General features: G+C 42.0%; 17 protein-coding genes and 1 other annotated feature. Of the genes, 12 read left to right on the forward strand and 5 right to left on the reverse strand.

Annotated features, from left to right (window positions below; translation table 11 throughout):
• Positions 1-28: 28 nt before the first annotated feature.
• Both radA and nadR read left to right on the forward strand, forming a co-directional pair.
• Entirely contained in the window at positions 29-1,414 is a 1,386-nt protein-coding gene (radA, locus tag FVA72_RS03285) for a DNA repair protein RadA (protein WP_110592434.1), read from the forward strand.
• 29 nt (positions 1,415-1,443) lie between these two features.
• Positions 1,444-2,679, forward strand: coding sequence for a multifunctional transcriptional regulator/nicotinamide-nucleotide adenylyltransferase/ribosylnicotinamide kinase NadR (nadR, locus tag FVA72_RS03290; protein ID WP_094962742.1), 1,236 nt, complete (start codon positions 1,444-1,446; stop codon positions 2,677-2,679).
• Between the two features lie 188 nt (positions 2,680-2,867).
• Here nadR and ettA read toward each other — a convergent pair whose 3' ends face one another.
• Positions 2,868-4,535: an energy-dependent translational throttle protein EttA gene (gene ettA / locus FVA72_RS03295; RefSeq protein ID WP_004914750.1), complete on the reverse strand. Its 1,668-nt coding sequence runs from the start codon at positions 4,533-4,535 to the stop codon at positions 2,868-2,870.
• Between the two features lie 223 nt (positions 4,536-4,758).
• On the opposite strand from ettA, the gene FVA72_RS03300 reads away from it, so the two are divergent.
• From FVA72_RS03300 to trpR, 4 genes are all read left to right on the forward strand, one after another.
• Positions 4,759-5,040, forward strand: coding sequence for a type II toxin-antitoxin system RelE/ParE family toxin (locus FVA72_RS03300; RefSeq protein ID WP_004905698.1), 282 nt, complete (start codon positions 4,759-4,761; stop codon positions 5,038-5,040).
• Between the two features lie 14 nt (positions 5,041-5,054).
• The gene (locus tag FVA72_RS03305; protein WP_110592433.1) at positions 5,055-5,360 is read left to right on the forward strand and encodes a HigA family addiction module antitoxin; all 306 of its coding nucleotides are present in this window, start codon (positions 5,055-5,057) and stop codon (positions 5,358-5,360) included.
• Between the two features lie 297 nt (positions 5,361-5,657).
• Positions 5,658-7,571 (forward strand): murein transglycosylase, encoded by a 1,914-nt coding sequence (gene sltY, locus FVA72_RS03310; RefSeq protein ID WP_164454971.1) that lies wholly within the window; start codon positions 5,658-5,660, stop codon positions 7,569-7,571.
• 375 nt (positions 7,572-7,946) lie between these two features.
• On the forward strand, positions 7,947-8,264 hold the full coding sequence (gene trpR / locus FVA72_RS03315) for a trp operon repressor (RefSeq protein ID WP_094961916.1): 318 nt from the start codon (positions 7,947-7,949) through the stop codon (positions 8,262-8,264).
• Positions 8,265-8,627: 363 nt separating this feature from the next.
• Here the strand turns inward: trpR and yjjX are convergent, their stop codons facing one another.
• A complete protein-coding gene (yjjX, locus tag FVA72_RS03320; RefSeq protein WP_004914743.1) occupies positions 8,628-9,164 on the reverse strand; it encodes an inosine/xanthosine triphosphatase in 537 nt (178 codons plus the stop codon).
• Positions 9,165-9,216: 52 nt separating this feature from the next.
• Here yjjX and gpmB point away from each other — a divergent pair, with 52 nt between their 5' ends.
• Positions 9,217-9,864, forward strand: a complete 648-nt coding sequence (gene gpmB / locus FVA72_RS03325; RefSeq protein WP_004905690.1) for a 2,3-diphosphoglycerate-dependent phosphoglycerate mutase GpmB — start codon at positions 9,217-9,219, stop codon at positions 9,862-9,864.
• Positions 9,865-9,907: 43 nt separating this feature from the next.
• Here the strand turns inward: gpmB and robA are convergent, their stop codons facing one another.
• Positions 9,908-10,822 (reverse strand): MDR efflux pump AcrAB transcriptional activator RobA, encoded by a 915-nt coding sequence (gene robA, locus FVA72_RS03330; protein WP_004905689.1) that lies wholly within the window; start codon positions 10,820-10,822, stop codon positions 9,908-9,910.
• Positions 10,823-11,007: 185 nt separating this feature from the next.
• Here robA and creA point away from each other — a divergent pair, with 185 nt between their 5' ends.
• Complete coding sequence (gene creA, locus FVA72_RS03335) at positions 11,008-11,484, forward strand: protein CreA (RefSeq protein ID WP_004905686.1); 477 nt, start codon at positions 11,008-11,010, stop codon at positions 11,482-11,484.
• 62 nt (positions 11,485-11,546) lie between these two features.
• Here the strand turns inward: creA and arcA are convergent, their stop codons facing one another.
• Positions 11,547-12,263 (reverse strand): two-component system response regulator ArcA, encoded by a 717-nt coding sequence (gene arcA / locus FVA72_RS03340; protein WP_004905684.1) that lies wholly within the window; start codon positions 12,261-12,263, stop codon positions 11,547-11,549.
• Between the two features lie 1,089 nt (positions 12,264-13,352).
• Here arcA and thrL point away from each other — a divergent pair.
• The 4 genes from thrL (at position 13,353) to thrC (ending at position 18,194) form a co-directional block, all read left to right on the forward strand.
• Positions 13,353-13,418, forward strand: coding sequence for a thr operon leader peptide (gene thrL, locus FVA72_RS21930; protein ID WP_110592623.1), 66 nt, complete (start codon positions 13,353-13,355; stop codon positions 13,416-13,418).
• Positions 13,360-13,478 (forward strand) — a sequence feature (Thr leader region). (Overlaps the previous gene by 59 nt.)
• Positions 13,479-13,502: 24 nt before the next feature.
• The gene (gene thrA / locus FVA72_RS03350) at positions 13,503-15,962 is read left to right on the forward strand and encodes a bifunctional aspartate kinase/homoserine dehydrogenase I (protein ID WP_110592622.1); all 2,460 of its coding nucleotides are present in this window, start codon (positions 13,503-13,505) and stop codon (positions 15,960-15,962) included.
• A gap of 3 nt (positions 15,963-15,965) precedes the next feature.
• Positions 15,966-16,895, forward strand: coding sequence for a homoserine kinase (gene thrB / locus FVA72_RS03355; protein ID WP_110592431.1), 930 nt, complete (start codon positions 15,966-15,968; stop codon positions 16,893-16,895).
• A 3-nt stretch (positions 16,896-16,898) separates the two neighbouring features.
• On the forward strand, positions 16,899-18,194 hold the full coding sequence (gene thrC, locus FVA72_RS03360; protein ID WP_110592430.1) for a threonine synthase: 1,296 nt from the start codon (positions 16,899-16,901) through the stop codon (positions 18,192-18,194).
• A gap of 126 nt (positions 18,195-18,320) precedes the next feature.
• On the opposite strand, the gene FVA72_RS03365 is transcribed toward thrC, so the two are convergent.
• Entirely contained in the window at positions 18,321-18,980 is a 660-nt protein-coding gene (locus tag FVA72_RS03365; protein ID WP_004905676.1) for a hypothetical protein, read from the reverse strand.
• Positions 18,981-19,031 lie beyond the last annotated feature (51 nt).

The raw sequence follows: 19,031 nt of genomic DNA on the forward strand, positions 1-19,031 counted from the left end.
CAAAATTGAATTTTATGAGGAGTTTGCTGTGGCGAAAGGGGTTAAAAGGGCATTTGTCTGTAATGATTGCGGGGCGGATTATCCGCGTTGGCAAGGGCAGTGTAGTGCTTGTCATGCATGGAATACCATTACAGAAGTGCGTCTGGCCTCCACAAATTCTTCATCACGTACTGACCGTTTAACGGGGTATGCAGGTAATGCGGCTGGGGTAAGTAAGGTTCAGAAGCTGTCTGAAATTAGCCTTGAAGAACTTCCTCGTTTTACTACGGGTTTTAAAGAGTTTGACCGCGTACTTGGCGGGGGAGTCGTACCGGGTAGTGCCATCCTAATTGGAGGTAACCCGGGAGCGGGTAAGAGTACCTTATTGCTGCAAACCATGTGTTTGTTGTCCCGTGAAATGAAAACCTTATATGTGACAGGGGAAGAGTCACTTCAACAAGTTGCGATGCGAGCGCACCGTTTAGGGCTACCGACTGACTCACTCAATATGCTGTCAGAAACCAGTATTGAGCAAATTTGTTTAACAGCGGAGCAAGAACAGCCCAAACTGATGGTGATTGACTCCATCCAAGTGATGCATATGGCAGATATTCAATCCTCTCCGGGCAGTGTGGCTCAAGTCAGGGAAACCGCGGCTTATCTTACCCGTTTTGCGAAAACCCGTGGCGTTGCCATTATTATGGTTGGCCACGTCACTAAAGATGGCTCATTAGCAGGACCTAAAGTCCTCGAACACTGTATTGACTGTTCTATCATGCTAGATGGTGATGCGGATAACCGCTTTCGTACCTTACGTAGCCATAAAAACCGCTTTGGGGCAGTCAATGAGTTAGGCGTATTTGCCATGACAGAACAAGGGCTTAAAGAGGTCAGTAATCCTTCTGCAATTTTCCTAAGTCGTGGTGACGAAATTACCTCAGGTAGCTCCGTGATGGTAGTATGGGAAGGGACAAGGCCGCTGCTGGTAGAGATCCAAGCGCTAGTAGACCATTCGATGATGTCTAACCCACGGCGTGTTGCGGTCGGGCTTGAACAAAACCGTTTGGCCATTTTATTGGCAGTATTACACCGTCATGGTGGCTTGCAAATGTCAGATCAAGACGTTTTTGTCAACGTCGTGGGTGGGGTAAAAGTAACTGAAACCAGTGCGGATTTAGCACTATTACTTTCTTTGGTTTCGAGTTTTCGCGACCGCCCATTACCTAGAGATCTGGTGGTCTTTGGTGAGGTGGGGCTTGCAGGGGAAATTCGCCCAGTTCCAAGTGGTCAGGAACGTATCTCTGAAGCAGCAAAACATGGTTTTAAGCGTGCTATTGTGCCCCATGCGAATATGCCAAAGAAATCACCGCCAGATATGAAAGTGTATGGCGTGAAAAAGTTAGCGGACGCATTAAGTATTTTGGATGAACTATAAGCTTTTAATCTAGGGTAAAAGGAAAATACATGGCTGAATTTGACTATCTTAAAAACGCAATCAAACGAGCGGGTTACACGCTCCAGCAAGTTGCGGATGCGACAGATATGACCAAAGGCTATCTCAGCCAGTTGATTAACGACAAAATTAAAAGCCCCAGCGCACAAAAAATCGCGGCATTGCATCGTTTTCTAGGCCTTGAGTACCCTATTCAGCAAAAAACGATTGGCGTGGTGTTTGGCAAATTTTATCCATTACATACTGGGCATATTTATTTGATTCAACGGGCATGTAGCCAAGTCGATGAGCTCCACGTCATTCTCTGCCATGATGAACCCCGTGATAAAGACTTGTTTGTTAACAGTTCTATGTCTCAACAACCCACAGTAAGCGACCGTTTACGCTGGTTATTACAAACTTTTAAATATCAAAAGAATATTCATATTCACTCATTTGATGAAAATGGCATAGAGCCATATCCACACGGTTGGGAAGTGTGGAGTGATGGAATGAAAGGCTTTTTGAAAAAGCATAATATTAATCCAAGTTTTATCTATTCAGGGGAAGTGAATGACGTGCCGCGGTATAAAAAATACTTAGGTATCGAAACCATCTTGATTGACCCTGAGCGCACGTTTATGAATATCAGTGGTAACCAAATTCGCCAAGCGCCATTTCGTTATTGGGAATATATTCCAACTGAAGTGAAACCCTTTTTTGTACGTAAAGTCGCTATTCTTGGGGGCGAGTCAAGTGGTAAATCCACATTAGTCAATAAGTTAGCGAATATTTTCAATACATCCAGTGCATGGGAATATGGCCGTGACTATGTGTTTAGCCACTTAGGTGGTGATGAGATGGCATTGCAATATTCTGACTACGACAAAATCGCCTTGGGACACGCTCAATATATTGATTTTGCAGTAAAATATGCTAATAAAGTCGCTTTTATTGATACCGACTTTGTCACGACTCAAGCTTTTTGTTTGCGCTATGAAGGCAAAGAGCACCCATTTGTTCAGGCATTGATAGACGAATACCGATTCGATTTAGTCATAGTTTTAGAGAATAACACTCCTTGGGTAGCTGATGGTTTAAGAAGCTTGGGGAGTGATAAAGACCGGAAAGCGTTCCAAGGCTTACTCATTGAAATGCTTAAGAAAAACAATATTGAATTTGTGCGTGTAGAATCTTCAGATTATGACACACGCTTCTTAGAGTGTGTCACCCTTGTTCAGCAGTTACTGATGTTGGATGACTTATAAAGCCTCACAATAAAAAACGGCATCTAATGACGATGCCGTTTTGATTCTATCTATATGATATCGATCCCTTAAATAATTTGAATTATAGGTAGGCGGCAAGAGAGTGAGTCCCTAGGAGCATACACCAGTATGTGACTAGGGCTCACGAAAGCAGCCAACACCGCTATAATTCTAAATTATGACAGGGATTATTTGGTCATACGCTTATACTTCATACGATGTGGCTGCAACGCTTCCGCGCCTAACGTCCGTTTTTTGTAATCTTCATATTCAGAGAAGTTACCTTCGAAGAACGTAATATTACCTTCGTCTTGGTAATCAATAATATGGGTTGCAATACGGTCAAGGAACCAACGGTCATGGGAAATAACCATAGCACAGCCAGGGAACTCTAACAGGGCGTTTTCCAGCGCACGTAAAGTTTCAACGTCGAGGTCGTTGGTTGGTTCATCGAGTAACAGGACGTTACCGCCCACTTGCAGTAATTTGGCTAAGTGTAAACGGCCACGTTCACCACCAGATAACTCACCAACACGTTTACCTTGGTCAACGCCTTTAAAGTTAAAGCGACCCACATAAGCGCGACTTGGAATTTCAAAGTTACCAATACGCATGATGTCTTGGCCGTTAGAAATTTCTTCCCAGACAGTTTTGCTGTCGTCCATCGCATCTCGGAACTGGTCAACAGAGGCAATTTTCACGGTATCACCTAACGTGATTGAGCCAGAGTCCGGTTGCTCTTGGCCCGATATCATACGGAACAGAGTGGATTTACCCGCACCGTTAGGGCCGATAATTCCCACAATTGCCCCTTTCGGGATTGAGAAATTCAGGTTATCAATCAGAACGCGATCACCATAAGATTTACTTAGGTTTTCAACCTCGATAACTTTATCCCCTAAACGCGGCCCAGGTGGAATAAATAGCTCGCTGGTTTCATTACGTTTTTGATATTCAACGCTATTGAGCTCTTCAAAGCGAGCCAAACGCGCCTTACCTTTAGCCTGACGGCCTTTTGGATTTTGGCGGATCCACTCAAGTTCTTTCTCGATAGATTTACGACGAGCGGCTTCTGTGGAGGCTTCTTGCGCCAAACGTTCATCTTTTTGCTCAAGCCAAGAAGAGTAGTTACCTTCCCAAGGAATACCTTCACCACGGTCAAGTTCGAGGATCCAACCCGCGACGTTATCTAAGAAGTAACGGTCATGCGTGATAGCCACAACAGTACCTTCGTAGTCGTGTAAGAAACGCTCTAACCAGGCAACAGACTCGGCATCCAAGTGGTTGGTTGGCTCATCGAGCAGCAACATATCGGGTTTTTCGAGTAGTAAGCGGCAAATGGCGACACGACGACGTTCACCCCCAGAAAGGTTTTCAATTTTAGCATCCCAAGCTGGCAGGCGCAGTGCATCCGCCGCTCGCTCTAATTGGTTGTCTAAATTATGACCATCTTGTGCGGAAATAATGGCTTCTAACTCGCCTTGCTCTTTCGCGAGTTTATCGAAATCTGCCCCTTCTTCCGCGTAAGCTGCATAAACTTCGTCTAAGCGTGTTAATGCATTTTTCACTTCGCTAACCGCTTCTTCAACAGCTTCGCGTACGGTGTGCTCAAGGTTTAGCTTCGGTTCTTGCGGAAGATAGCCGATTTTCAGACCCGGTTGTGGACGTGCTTCACCTTCGATATCGGTATCAATACCCGCCATAATACGCAGTAACGTTGATTTACCGGCACCGTTAAGACCTAAAACACCGATCTTAGCCCCCGGAAAGAAGCTCAGAGAGATATTTTTTAAAATATGACGTTTCGGTGGAACAATTTTTCCAACCCGATACATACTGTAGACGTATTGAGCCAATTTATTTACCTTTTGATTTGTAAAGGGAATTTTAGTTTTTTAGTCTATTTTTGCTTTAACAAGCTTAGGCTGAAAAGCATTTAATAAACAGCTATATAATTTTCTAGAACTATACCTGAACATCAGAAGATCATCCATCCCTCTCAGTGATACAAGCTTGATGACTTTCTATTATCAATTTGTGGGTGTATAGTGTGTCTATACGCTATACAAGGAGTTGGCCATGATAAAAAGTTTTAAACATAAAGGAATTGAACACTTTTTTAAAATGGGCATTACGTCTGGTATTCAATCGAAGCACATAACAAAGTTACGGGTACAACTGACTGCGCTCAATGTTGCTAAAAAACCACAAGATATGTCTGCACCAAGTTGGAATCTCCATCAATTAAAACGGGGAGATTTGCAGCATCATTGGGCAATATCAGTGAATGGAAACTGGCGACTCACATTTAAATTTGAGGGTGAAGATGCCATTCTCGTTGATTATCAAGATTATCATTAAGTAAGGTGAACATAATGAGCAAAATGCATAATCCAGTACATCCGGGTATCGTTTTACGTGAATATTTAGAGGGTATTTCAGTCACTGAAGCTGCAAAAGCATTGGAGGTAACACGTACAACTCTCTCGCGTATTCTCAACGGTAATAGCGGTATTTCGGCAGGTATGGCGATACGATTAGAAATGGCACTCGGAACCAGTGCTGAAATGTGGGTTGAGATGCAAGCCCAGTATGAACTTTGGCAAGCTTCTTTGGAAAAACGCCCCGCCATTAAACCTTTATTTCCGCGGAGGGAAGGTTGTAAGTCATTCATGGACTGAATGGTACGTAAAAGACTGTAAAGTCGAAAAATTCAAGAACTCTCTGCTGTTACTAAATAAAAACTTTCGGTAGCATTAACATTATTGATATATGTTTAATATACCTATAATCCTTCAAGTCGCAGCGCTTTTCGTTGAGGTATAAGTGACTACGCTCAGCTAGCCGAGTCGCATAGTTTATCTATGCCCCTGTCTATCTTCGCTTGTCGCTTGCCTGCAACTCGAATTATTTGGGGTATATATAGGTTAAGGTCTTTCCTGTATTTTGACTTTAGTTTAGCGATGGAGCGAGTGAATATGAAAGGTTGGTTAGCGGCAGTACCTGTGACAATGTTGCTGGTTTCCAGCGCAGTATGGGCGGATTCCTTACAGGCACAACGGGAGCGTTATCAGGCAATTAAGGTTGCATGGGATGCCAATAAAATGGATGAAGTCGAGCGCTTGCTGCCGACCTTGCATGATTATCCACTTTACCCTTATCTCGCTTATCGTGAGTTAACTCAAGACTTGGATATTATCTCGCCACGACAAGTTCAGGAGTTTATTAATACCTACCCAACCTTGCCTGTCGCTAAAAATCTCAAAACACGCTTTGTCAACGAACTAGCTCGCCGCCAAGAGTGGAAATCGCTGCTTGAATTTAGCCCTGAGGCGCCAAAACCTGCCGAAGCCCAATGTAATTTTTATTTTGCTAATTGGGCTGTGGGAAATAAACAAGTTGCTTGGCAAGGGGCAGAAAAAGCTTGGTTAAATGGCCGTTCAATGCCGAGTGCTTGTGATAAATTATTTAACGAATGGGAAAAAGCGGGTTATTTAACCCCTGAGATGACCCTTGAACGTATTAATTTAGCCATAAAAGAGGGCAATACATCGATTGCTAGTTATTTAGCAAAACGCTTACCAACCAGTTATAAAACGATTGGTGATGCGCTAGTGAAATTACAAAATGACCCAGCCTCAGTCGTGACATTCGCTAAAACGATGACGCCAACGGATTTTACTCGCCAAGCCACCATCGCGGCCTTTAGCCGTTATGCGCGCCAATCTCCTGATGCGGCTCGTACAGTACTTAATAGCATAAGTTCTGCACAAAAAATGAATATGGCAGAAAAGCAGTTACTTAAAGACAGTATTGCTTGGCAATATATGGGTGATGTGACCCCTGAACAGGCCCAATGGCGTGATGAGACCATTCAAGAAAGCAATTCATCGTCATTGAAAGAGCGTCGTGTTCGTTTAGCGTTGGGAGCTGGTGATAAAACCGGTGTCGCGTCATGGTTAAAACGCTTGCCAGCGGAAGTGAAAAATAAAGAAGAGTGGCAATATTGGCAGGCCATCACGTTAATTGATGCAGGTAAAAAAGCAGAAGGTGAGACGTTACTTCGCCAATTAACTGAAAAACGCGGTTTCTACCCAATGGTTGCAGCACAAGTCTTAGAAGTAGATTACCCTGTATACGTTAAAACGGCCGTTAAGCCAGACTCAAGCATTAATAAACTCCCAGAAGTTCAGCGGGTTAGAGAGTTAATGTATTGGGAGCTAGACAACCTCGCTCGTTCTGAATGGGTGAGTTTAGTGGCATCGCTGCCAGCAAACCAGCAAGAGCAATTGGCTCGTTATGCGTTTGATAATAAATGGGCGGACCTCAGTGTTCAAGCGACTATCACAGCTAAACTTTGGGATCACCTAGAAGAACGTTTCCCATTAGCATGGGATAAAGAATTCAATTTATATACCAAGTCGAAAGATATTCAAAAAAGCTATGCAATGGCCATTGCTCGCCAAGAAAGTGCATGGAACCCACAAGCTCGCTCGCCCGTTGGTGCGACAGGTTTGATGCAGTTGATGCCAGCGACAGCAAAACATACCGCACAAAAGCAAGGTATTAATTATGTGAATGCGAGCCAGTTGACCAATCCTACGACCAATATTGAACTAGGGACGGCGTATCTGGAAGATGTTTATCAGCAATTTGGTAATAACCGTATTTTAGCCAGTGCGGCTTATAATGCAGGCCCATCCCGTGTGACTCGTTGGTTAGGTAACAGTGGTGGGCGTATTGATGCAGTCGCATTTGTTGAAAGCATCCCGTTCTCAGAAACCCGCGGTTATGTGAAAAATGTTCTATCGTATGATTTATTTTATCGACATTTTATGGGGCAGAAGAATAGTAAGGTGTTGCTTTCGAATGAATGGAATATGAAATACTAAAAATACTCTTCATATTTCGAATTGTAGGGGTGTTGGCTACGTTTGCTAACCCTAGTCACATACTTGTGTATGCTCCTAGGGCTTAGCATCACTTGCCGCCTACCTACAATCCGAACTATTTTGAGTATTCATATTTTTATATTTCGATTTATAGGGGCTTCGTATGTTAGCTTTAGTTGCATACAGGTGTATGCTCCCCGAGCTATCCTCGCTGGTCGCCTAGTCACAACTCAAACTATTTAGCGTATTAACGCAGTAACTAAATGAAATTTGGTTATTTTTTGTATTGTTGAAGCTTGAAAAGCGTTTGGTTGATGATTTCTAATAAGAGTGTGTTATTATTTGTACTAGTTAAATAGTATGGGTGGATAAACGATGACAGCAAATCAACAACATGACCCGGCGCTGACTGCCGATGAGAACGCTGACTGGCTGCGCTTTGTGAATTTATTACAATTGGCATTTGAACAAGATATTCATCTGCCAGTTCTTCAGTTATTACTCACGCCAGATGAGCGTACAGCGTTAGCGACTCGCGTTAAAATTGTACAAGAACTGATGCGCGGTGAAATGAGCCAAAGAGAACTGAAAAATGAGCTAGGAGTGGGAATAGCAACTATTACTCGGGGTTCGAATAGCTTAAAGTCAGCTCCTATTCCTGTGAAGGAGTGGTTAGAGCAGCAACTTCTCTAAAATATGCGTCATATTTCAAATTGTAGGGGTGTTGGCTTCACTCATTTGCCCTAGTCACATACTTGTGTATGCTCCTAGGGTCTTATTCGCTTGCCGCCTACCTACAATCCGAACTATTTAGCATATAAATATGCGTCATATTTTGCGCTGTGGCGTTGTTGGCTGCATTCGGTTACCCGAATCACATACTTGTGTATGCTGCTGCTCTCTTGCCGCTTTTTTCCCACAATCCGAGCTATTTAGAATATAAAGGGTATTTATATTTTAGATAAATAGGCATAAAAAAAAGTATGGTTTCCCATACTTTAGTGTGAAAAGAGTGGTGTTTAATCGCACATGCAATTTTAATTATTTTAAGTATAATTAATCTTCTACTTGGTTTAGCTCTTTATAAATTTCATGCTTAATGGGAACTAAAGCCAATATCAAGGCTTGTTGGTAAACACTAGTGCGAGTTAATACCCCATCAGTGAAAAAACCAATGGCACCACCTTGTTGTTTGATATTATCGATGCCTGTTAAAAAGGCCATTTCATCACCGAGTTCGCGGCCTTCACGAATACCCGCCAGAATTTTTTCTGGGATCATAATACTGGCAGAGCGAGATTCGCCGCGTATTTGCTTATGCTCAATCACTATCCAAGCAAATGTCATATCGTCTTCGATACCTGCTTCAATACCAACCCAAAAATCCGCTTCGGGGCGAACTTGCCTAGAGGCCATAACGCGCTGTCTAGCCCCAGTACGGGTTTCATTATTACCGATAGGTTGCTGTGGAACACTGCTATCGACATTAATATCTTCAATTTGATAACTGCCAGCCCCAAAAACAGCATCGAAAGCAAGATGAATCGCTTTAATTTTGGCAGGATTAGTCGTTGCAGCTATAACTTGGTACATTAATTATTTTCCTTTGAACACATACTTCGAAAAGTAATAACGGAACACATCTATGTTACAGGTTTATCTTGTTCGCCATGGCGAAACTGAATGGAATTTAGCTCGTCGCATCCAGGGACAATCCGATAGCCCTCTGACCGCCACTGGACGACTGCAAGCAAGGCAGGTGGCTGAGAGGATAAAGTCAGAAGGCATTACCCATATTATCACTAGTGATATGGGACGCACACTGGAAACTGCACAAATAATTGCAAGTGTATGCGAATGTGAAATTACCACAGAACCGCGTCTACGTGAACTAAATATGGGCGTTCTTGAACAAAGAGCAATAGAGTCGTTAACGCCAGAGGAAGAACAGTGGCGCAAAAGCTTAATTGATGGGACTCGTGGAGGACGAATTCCAGAGGGTGAATCAATGGAGGAGCTGTATACACGTATGTTTGCAGCACTAAATAGCTGTTTAGATTTGCCTGAAGGTAGCCGCCCACTGATTGTTAGCCATGGTATTGCGCTAAGTACGTTAATTAGCCGTATTATGGGGGTTCCTGCCTATTCAGAACGCCGTCTACGTTTACGTAACTGTTCGTTATCTCGTGTTGATTACCAAAATAGCCCATGGCTTGCGAATGGTTGGATAGTTGAAACAGCCGGTGAGGTTACACACTTATCGCAGCCAGCTCTCGATGAGCAACAAGGTTAACTATTTAGAAAAAGGAGTTTCAACAAACTGAAACTCCTCTGCTTTAAGGGGTTATGGTCGAACCTGTTTTGATTGGTACATAATAATCAAAGGTATCGATGTGTGTCTTGGGGTCATCATTTTCTGGGGTGATATGACGTAAATCGATGTTTTTTAATCGATAATGTTCGATATCATAACCTGGTCGACGCGTTAAATTCAGCTTAGGCAAATATACGCCATAAATTTGGTACAAAAACTCTTGTAATGCATCTCGAGTTGGCGTCCCATTGAACGAAAATTTAACATAATGGCCACTTGGTAGCGTTAAACTCGTGTACTGGTCAGTGTTAAAACTCGCATCCTCAGGTTTTACCGCAGTGGTATAGAATACCGTTTGTTCATCTTCTTTTTCTGGATTATGAATGGCATGGTGCAAGCCAAAAACTTCAGACGCAATAGTCGTCGTATTATCCAAATAGTAGTGCCAAAATGTTTGGCGCATTTGGGAACAAGCGGTCGACCACTCTTCTAGCGCATAAGAGCAACTTTGTTCCAAGCCAACCAGCTCTTGTGCTGGCATTTGTAGGAATTCATGTTCAATATTGGTGTGATTATCTAAAATAATCGGTGGACAAATACCTGCAGCGCACCATTCTTCACTCCGACGATAAAACGCTGGAGTTAGGTTAAATTGCTTTTTAAAGGCTCGAGTAAAAGTTTGTTGCGAATCAAATCGATACTGCAGAGCAATATCAAGAATTGGTCGGCTTGTTAGCCGCAATGCAACCGCTGCACGAGAAAGCCTTCTAGCTCGAATATAAGCCCCAATCGCTTGGTCTGTCACCTCTTTGAACATTCTTTGTAAATGCCACTTAGAGTAGCCCGCTTTTGCGGCAACATTATCTAGCGAGAGTGGTTTATCCAGATTGTCATCTATCCAGCGAAGCAAGTCGCGAATAATATTAGTTTGATCCATGTATATCCCCAGCCAATGCGACTTATAGAACAGATATAATCTATCAATGAATTGCTATTCTATATCAAGTTATCTTTTTCGTTTATAGTAAATGAGTTGTATTTGATAATTAGTTAAGAAAGTGAATAATAAATCTTGTGCCACTACGAGGTTTTATCGATTTTTAGTTGAATAGGAAATTCAGTATGCGTCGTTCCAGATTAAAAAATATCGTACTTGCAGCATTATTATCAGCGTTGCCGAGCATCACATTTGCTGAAGAAATCGGTTCAGTCGATACTGTTTTTAAAATTTTCGGCCCTGATCATAAAATTGTTGTTGAAGCATTTGATGACCCTGATGTTGACAATGTGACTTGTTATTTAAGTCGTTCAAAAACAGGGGGGATCAAAGGGGGTTTAGGTTTAGCAGAAGACACCTCTGATGCTGCCATTTCATGTCAGCAAGTTGGGCCAATTGAGCTAAATGACCGTGTCAAACGCAAACCGACGAAAGGGCAAGTTGTCTTTCAAAAACGAACGTCTTTAGTCTTCAAAAAATTACAGGTTGTACGCTTTTACGATCCAAAACGTAATGCATTAATTTATTTGACTTATTCAGATAAGATGATCGACGGCTCACCAAAAAATGCGTTAAGTGCAGTACCGATTATGCCTTGGTGATTAATTAAGATGATAAAAAACCGGCTATTTAGCCGGTTTTTTGAATATCAATTCAAAATTGATTATTCGTCTAAATCACCGCAAAAGCGATAGCCTTCACCGTGGATGGTTGCAATGATTTCTGGCGTATCAGGTGTTGATTCAAAATGTTTACGAATACGACGGATCGTTACGTCAACAGTTCTATCATGTGGTTTCAATTCACGGCCTGTCATTTTCTTCAGCAGGTCTGCGCGAGTCTGAATTTTTCCTGGGTTTTCACAGAAATGTAGCATCGCACGGAATTCACTACGTGGTAATTTGTAGTGTTCACCAGCAGGGCTGACTAATGAACGGCTGTTGATGTCTAATTCCCAACCATTAAACTTATAGCTTTCCACTAAACGACGTTCTTCCGTACCACCCGCTAAATTCATAGTACGAGACAGTAGGTTGCGCGCACGAATAGTCAGTTCACGTGGGTTAAATGGTTTAGTGATATAGTCATCAGCACCAATTTCAAGGCCAAGGATTTTATCGACTTCGTTATCACGTCCTGTTAAGAACATTAACGCAATGCTTTCTTGTTCACGAAGTTCGCGAGCAAGTAGTAAACCGTTTTTACCTGGTAAATTAATATCCATGATGACTAAATTGATGTCATGCTCAGAGAGAACATTATTCATCTCTTCGCCATCAGTTGCCTCATGAACCACATAGCCTTCCGCTTCAAATATGCTTTTAAGCGTATTGCGTGTGACAATTTCATCTTCAACAATCAAAATGTGTGGGGTCTGCATAGTTGCTACCTAAAGTATTAAAATAAAAATACTGAACTCACAAGCCGTTTCCAGTTAGGTGGTTATTGATATTTTTCTCTGGAAAAACACGTTTATGAGTATAAATTTGTTTTGAAATTCAATAGTGCCATTATGTTGCCATCTTGGGCAAAAGACTTTAACAACAAGCCAAAATATAAGCACTTTCCCAATATTGTACTGTTAACAGCAATATAACAGCTAATACTGCATTTACCACCTAAAAAACTAACTTTTGTTGATACATATCAAAATCAATTGTAGCACGTTAACAAAAATTGTTAGGTAGATAATTATATAAATTAATGCAGTGTTTAGGAATCAGATAGCGTCTAAAAAAGGGGAATAGTTGATACCCAAGGGGGCTTCGGCTGGGTATTAATGAATATAGTCTTCAATGGGTTAAATATACCATCATAAATAATGTTTAATTTGTGACTTACCTCCAATTTTGAAATGTTATTTTGCTACAAAAAAAGGTGAAAAATTTATCTTGTTAGAGATAACGGGATGTAAATATTTAGTCTGTAATTTTTTGTTTCATTTAATTAGGAAAAATGCTTATTTTGTTTTGATGCGACTAATTTTTAACAACTCCATAACATTTGTTTGTAATTTAAACGAATGAAAAAATCATGAGGCTAAGTATCAATACGTACCTGTGTAATCTGTTGCTATTGGCGCTCATGTATTGATGAGCATGGGGGTAAATGATAAGAAATATAGCTGCTAAATGCATCAATTAACCTGGTCGTTGTTGCTCATCTTCTCATCTTGATTCTCTTCACAGGAAATTACTGAAGGCTATCTCTATTGCCTATTTAATAGTCATTTTGGTTTTTTATTGAGTAAAAAATTATTAATCTTTAAATATTTGTTATCTTGGTTTTTAACACTGCATTTGATGTAATGAGTGTCTTTTTGTGGATGAGTTTTTCGTGCTGGTAGATAATTTATCGAATAAAAAAAGGGAGATAAAAGGGATGTTTTGCAAATAAATTTGACAAAATATACCAATTGCTTTAACCGTATAGAGAGAAACTTAAAGAATCTAAGAGACAGACAGAATCTATGCGTAATATCAGCCTGACTATTATTACCACCACCACCGTAACCACAGGAAACGGGGCGGGCTGACGCATCCAAAAAATAAAAATGAAAAAGCCCGCATACTTAACCGATGCGGGCTTTTTTTTGGTGTTAATTCAGGAGAGAAATACCATGCGTGTGCTTAAATTTGGCGGTACTTCGGTTGCAAATGACGAACGAGTACTGAATGTTGCTGACATCGCTGAAAGTAAACTAGCAGATGGACAAGTGGCTTTGGTGCTATCTGCACCAGCAAAAATCACAAACCATCTGGTTGCTATGATTGAAAAAACGGTTGCAGGACAAGATGTCATCACGCATGTTAATGATGCTGAAATGATTTTTGCTAACCTTTTAAAAGGATTAAAAGAAAAACAACCTGGTTTTGAATATGATCGGTTAAAAAAACTGACAGAACAAGAATTCGCACAAATCAAACAAGTACTGCATGGTATTACTCTTCTCGGGCAATGTCCGGACAGCATTAACGCATCAATTATCTGCCGTGGTGAAAAGCTCTCTATCGCCATGATGGAATCAGTGCTAAAAGCACGCGGCCATAATGTGACGGTTATTAACCCAGTTGAGAGCTTACTCGCGAAAGGTCATTATCTTGAATCTACGGTTGATATAAATGAGTCAACTAAACGCATTGCCGATTTAAATATACCGAAAGATCATTTTGTTTTAATGGCAGGTTTCACAGCGGGTAATGAAAAAGGTGAATTAGTAGTATTAGGCCGTAATGGGTCTGATTATTCTGCTGCGGTTTTAGCGGCCTGCTTACGTGCTGATTGTTGTGAAATTTGGACTGATGTTGATGGGGTCTATACTTGTGACCCGCGTTTGGTGCCTGATGCGCGTTTGTTAAAAGGTATGTCATACCAAGAGGCCATGGAGTTATCCTACTTCGGAGCCAAAGTCCTTCACCCTCGTACCATCGCCCCAATTGCTCAATTCCAAATCCCTTGCCTGATAAAAAACACCACTAATTTAAGCGCTCCAGGTACTTTAATTGGTGATGGGCAAACCGATGAGAGCACGCCAGTGAAAGGGATCACCAACCTGAATAACATGGCGATGATCAACGTATCCGGCCCCGGAATGAAGGGGATGGTGGGGATGGCTGCTCGCATTTTCTCCGTCATGTCTCGCAAAGGGATCTCTGTCGTTCTGATCACACAGTCTTCATCGGAATACAGTATTAGTTTTTGTGTTCCGCAAAATGAGTTAGTGAGAGCTCGCGCTGCACTGGAAGAAGAATTTTACTTAGAGCTGAAAGATGGCGTACTTGATCCACTGGATGTGATGGAGCAGTTAGCGATTATTTCAGTTGTGGGGGATGGAATGCGCACTTTGAAGGGCATTTCGGCGCGTTTCTTCTCGGCTTTAACTCGCGGTAACATCAACATTGTCGCTATCGCACAGGGGTCTTCTGAACGTTCTATTTCTGCCGTTATTGCCAATGAGTCTGCCACAACAGCGGTACGCTTATGTCACCAAATGCTATTTAATGCAGAGCAAGTTATCGAAGCCTTTATCATCGGTGTGGGTGGTGTTGGTAATGCATTAATTGAACAAATTCACCGCCAGCAACAATGGTTAAAACAAAAGCATATTGATCTGCGTGTATGTGGTATTGCAAATTCACGTGCAATGTTAACGGATATGCAAGGGATTGATTTAGATAACTGGAAAGCGGAGCTAGCGGAAGCGAAAGAGCCATTTAGTTTAAGCCGTTTAATTCGCTTAGAACGTGAATACCATTTCTTGAACCCTGTCATTATTGATTGCACATCAAATCAGGAAATCGCAGAGCAGTATGTCAATTTCTTGAAAGACGGCTTTAATGTGGTTACACCGAATAAAAAAGCCAATACATTATCGATGGATTACTACCATCAATTACGTGCGGCAAGTGAAACCTCGAAACGTAAATTCCTCTATGACACTAACGTAGGTGCAGGGTTACCAGTTATTGAAAACCTACAAAACTTACTGAATGCAGGGGATGAATTGGTTCACTTTAGCGGAATTTTATCAGGCTCTTTATCATTCATTTTTGGTAAATTAGACGAAGGTATGTCTTTATCAGAAGCCACAACACTTGCGAAAGAAAAAGGTTTCACAGAACCAGATCCTCGTGATGATTTATCAGGTATGGATGTTGCGCGTAAATTATTAATTTTAGCGCGTGAAGCGGGTTATCATTTAGAATTGCAAGATATTGAAATTGAACCTGTTTTACCTTCGGACTTTGATAGCAGTGGCCCTGTTTCTGAGTTTATGGCACGTTTGCCACAACTGGACGAGCAATTTGCACAGCGTATAAAAGCCGCAGAAGCGGAAGAAAAAGTGTTACGCTATGTTGGGCTGATTGAAGAAGGGCGCTGCCAAGTGAAAATTGTCGCTGTTGATGGCAATGACCCACTCTTCAAGGTTAAAAATGGTGAAAATGCACTGGCTTTCTATACACGCTATTACCAACCAATTCCTTTAGTATTAAGAGGTTATGGCGCAGGTAATGATGTTACTGCTGCTGGTGTATTTGCGGATATGCTGCGTACCCTTTCATGGAAATTGGGAGTTTAATAAGTGATTAAAGTTTATGCACCGGCTTCAATTGGTAATGTGAGCGTCGGGTTTGATGTCCTTGGGGCGGCTGTTTCGCCTGCTGACGGTTCACTATTAGGTGATTGTGTAACAATTGAAGCTGCGGATACTTTTTCCCTGACGAATCAAGGAAAATTCGTTGCTAAGCTGCCGAAAAAAAATGAACACAATATTGTTTACCAGTGCTGGCAGTTGTTTTGTGAGCGCCTTGGTAGGCCATTAAATGTCGCGATGACGCTTGAAAAAAATATGCCAATTGGTTCAGGGCTCGGTTCTAGCGCCTGTTCTGTTGTCGCTGCACTGATGGCGCTTAACGAATTTGCAGAGAAACCATTCGATGATACTCAACTGCTTGGCATGATGGGGGTGCTCGAAGGGCGTATTTCAGGAAGTGTGCACTATGATAACGTCGCACCGTGTTTTTTAGGTGGTTTGCAGCTGATTATCGAACAAAATGGCATTATTTCTCAGCCTGTACCTGCATTTGAAAATTGGTATTGGGTTATGGCTTACCCTGGAATTAAGGTATCGACAGCAGAAGCGCGTGCGATCCTGCCTGATAGCTATCCACGCCACGATATAGTAAACCATGGCCGATACTTATCAGGGTTTATTCATGCATGCCATACAAACCAGCCGTTACTTGCCGCAACGATGATCCAAGATGTTGTCGCAGAACCTTATCGTACACAATTATTACCCGGTTTTGCGGCAGCACGTCAAAATGCAAAAGAAATCGGTGCATTGGCTTGTGGTATCTCTGGCTCAGGGCCAACATTGTTTGCTATTTGCGATGAGAAACATATCGCTGAAAAAATGGCGAGCTACTTGCAACAACATTATATTCAGAATGATGAAGGCTTTGTGCATATCTGCCGTTTGGATCTGGCCGGGGCAAGGACAATAGGGTAAATAATGAAACTGTATAATTTAAAAGATAACAATGAACAAGTAAGTTTTGCACAAGCGGTTAAGCAGGGGTTAGGTAAGCAACAAGGTTTATTTTTTCCTCAAGACTTACCTGAGTTTACAGCGGCTGAAATCGACGAATTATTAAAATTAGATTTCGTCACACGTAGCAGCCGAATTTTAAGTGCCTTTATTGGTGATGAAATTCCACAAGAAGAATTAGCTGCACGTGTTAAAACCGCGTTTGCTTTTCCTGCGCCAGTTTCTAAGGTTGAAGATGATGTAGCAACGTTGGAGTTATATCATGGGCCAACACTCGCATTTAAAGACTTCGGTGGCAGATTTATGGCTCAGGCATTGGGCCAAGTAGCTGGTGAGCAGCCGGTGACCATTTTGACTGCTACTTCTGGGGATACAGGAGCCGCGGTTGCACACGCATTCTATCGTCTTAAAAACGTGCAAGTTGTTATTCTCTATCCAGAAGGAAAAATTAGCCCGCTGCAAGAGAAACTCTTCTGCACGCTGGGTGAAAATATTCATACGGTTGCGATTAAAGATGACTTCGATGCATGCCAGGCATTAGTAAAACAATCATTTGATGATGAAGAGCTGAAAAAGGCGTTGTATTTAAACTCGGCGAACTCGATCAATATCAGCCGTTTATTAGCACAAATTTGTTATTACTTCGAAGTCGTCGCGCAGATCCCAGCAGAAAAACGTGATCAATTAGTGATCTCGGTTCCGAGTGGTAATTTTGGTGACCTTACGGCAGGTTTATTAGCTAAATCAATGGGCCTACCTGTTAAACGCTTTATTGCAGCAACTAACGTAAATGACACTGTGCCGCGTTACCTTGTTGATGGGCAATGGAAACCAAAGCAAACTGTGGCAACATTATCGAACGCCATGGATGTCAGCCAGCCAAACAACTGGCCTCGTATTGAAGAGTTATTCCGCCGTAAAGGTTGGTCCCTTGATGAATTAGGCCATGGAGCGGTGAGTGACGACGTGACTAAAGAGACAGTACGTGAATTAGATAAAAAAGGGTATTTATCTGAGCCACATGCTGCGGTTGCTTATCGTGTGCTTCGTGACCAGTTGCAAGAAGGTGAATACGGGCTGTTTTTAGGCACGGCACACCCAGCTAAGTTTAAAGAAAGTGTTGAAGAAATTCTTAATAAGGCAATACCTTTACCGAAAGAGTTAGCAGAGCGTGCGGAACTACCACTACTCTCACACTTTTTACCATCTGACTTTGCACAATTACGCGCATTTTTAATGAAATTAGCACCTAAGCAATAAAAATTGCAAGTGTACGAAAAACGGAAGCGAAAGCTTCCGTTTTTATTGGTAATACCATCTTTTATAAAGATAATTATATGGTTTCATATTGCCACATCACTTATTCACTTCTAACGGATTTATTTATCACATTGAGCTAATGCTAATACCATCGTGCCCATCTCTACCGCCATCAGGTCCACCGCGTCCTCCTTTTCCTCCTTGGCTACCATTGCCCCCATTGCCACCATTACCACTACCAGAGCCGTTGCCCCCATTACCTCCGTTACCGCCATTAGTTCCCCCGTGTCCTCCATTTCCCCCATTGCCATTTACAGTTCCATTCCCGCCGTTCCCACCACTACCACCACCATCTCCATCACCGCCATTTCCGCCATCACCTCCAGTTACACTGCCATTACCGCCATTTCCTCCATTGCCATTACTGCCTTTTTCTGCGTTTCCGCCATTGCTACCATTACCGTTATTTGATCCTGTTCCGCCATTCCCTCCATTTTGGCCATCACCACCGTGTCCACCATGACCACCGTTACCACCATGGCCACCTTGACTATCATTTCCAGCGTGACCCGAATTTCCGTTTTGTCCATAACTTACAAAGCTAAAAATTTTAGAATAGTAATATTGGCCATGGAGTATGGAACATACTTTATTATTAATTTCATTAATATTGAGTTCATTTTTTAATAAACAATTAGATGGGGTATTAAATAAGGAGTGAGAGTATGCTGAAAATGAAATAGAACTAATTAATAAGACGCCAAGTGAAATGTAATTTTTATACATGATAAATTCCTCTGTTCCCCCCTCATCGAGTGAGGAGGGAAATATTTAGTG

Source organism: Providencia sp. PROV061, from assembly GCF_011045655.1.
In the GTDB taxonomy this organism is placed as follows: domain Bacteria; phylum Pseudomonadota; class Gammaproteobacteria; order Enterobacterales; family Enterobacteriaceae; genus Providencia; species Providencia hangzhouensis.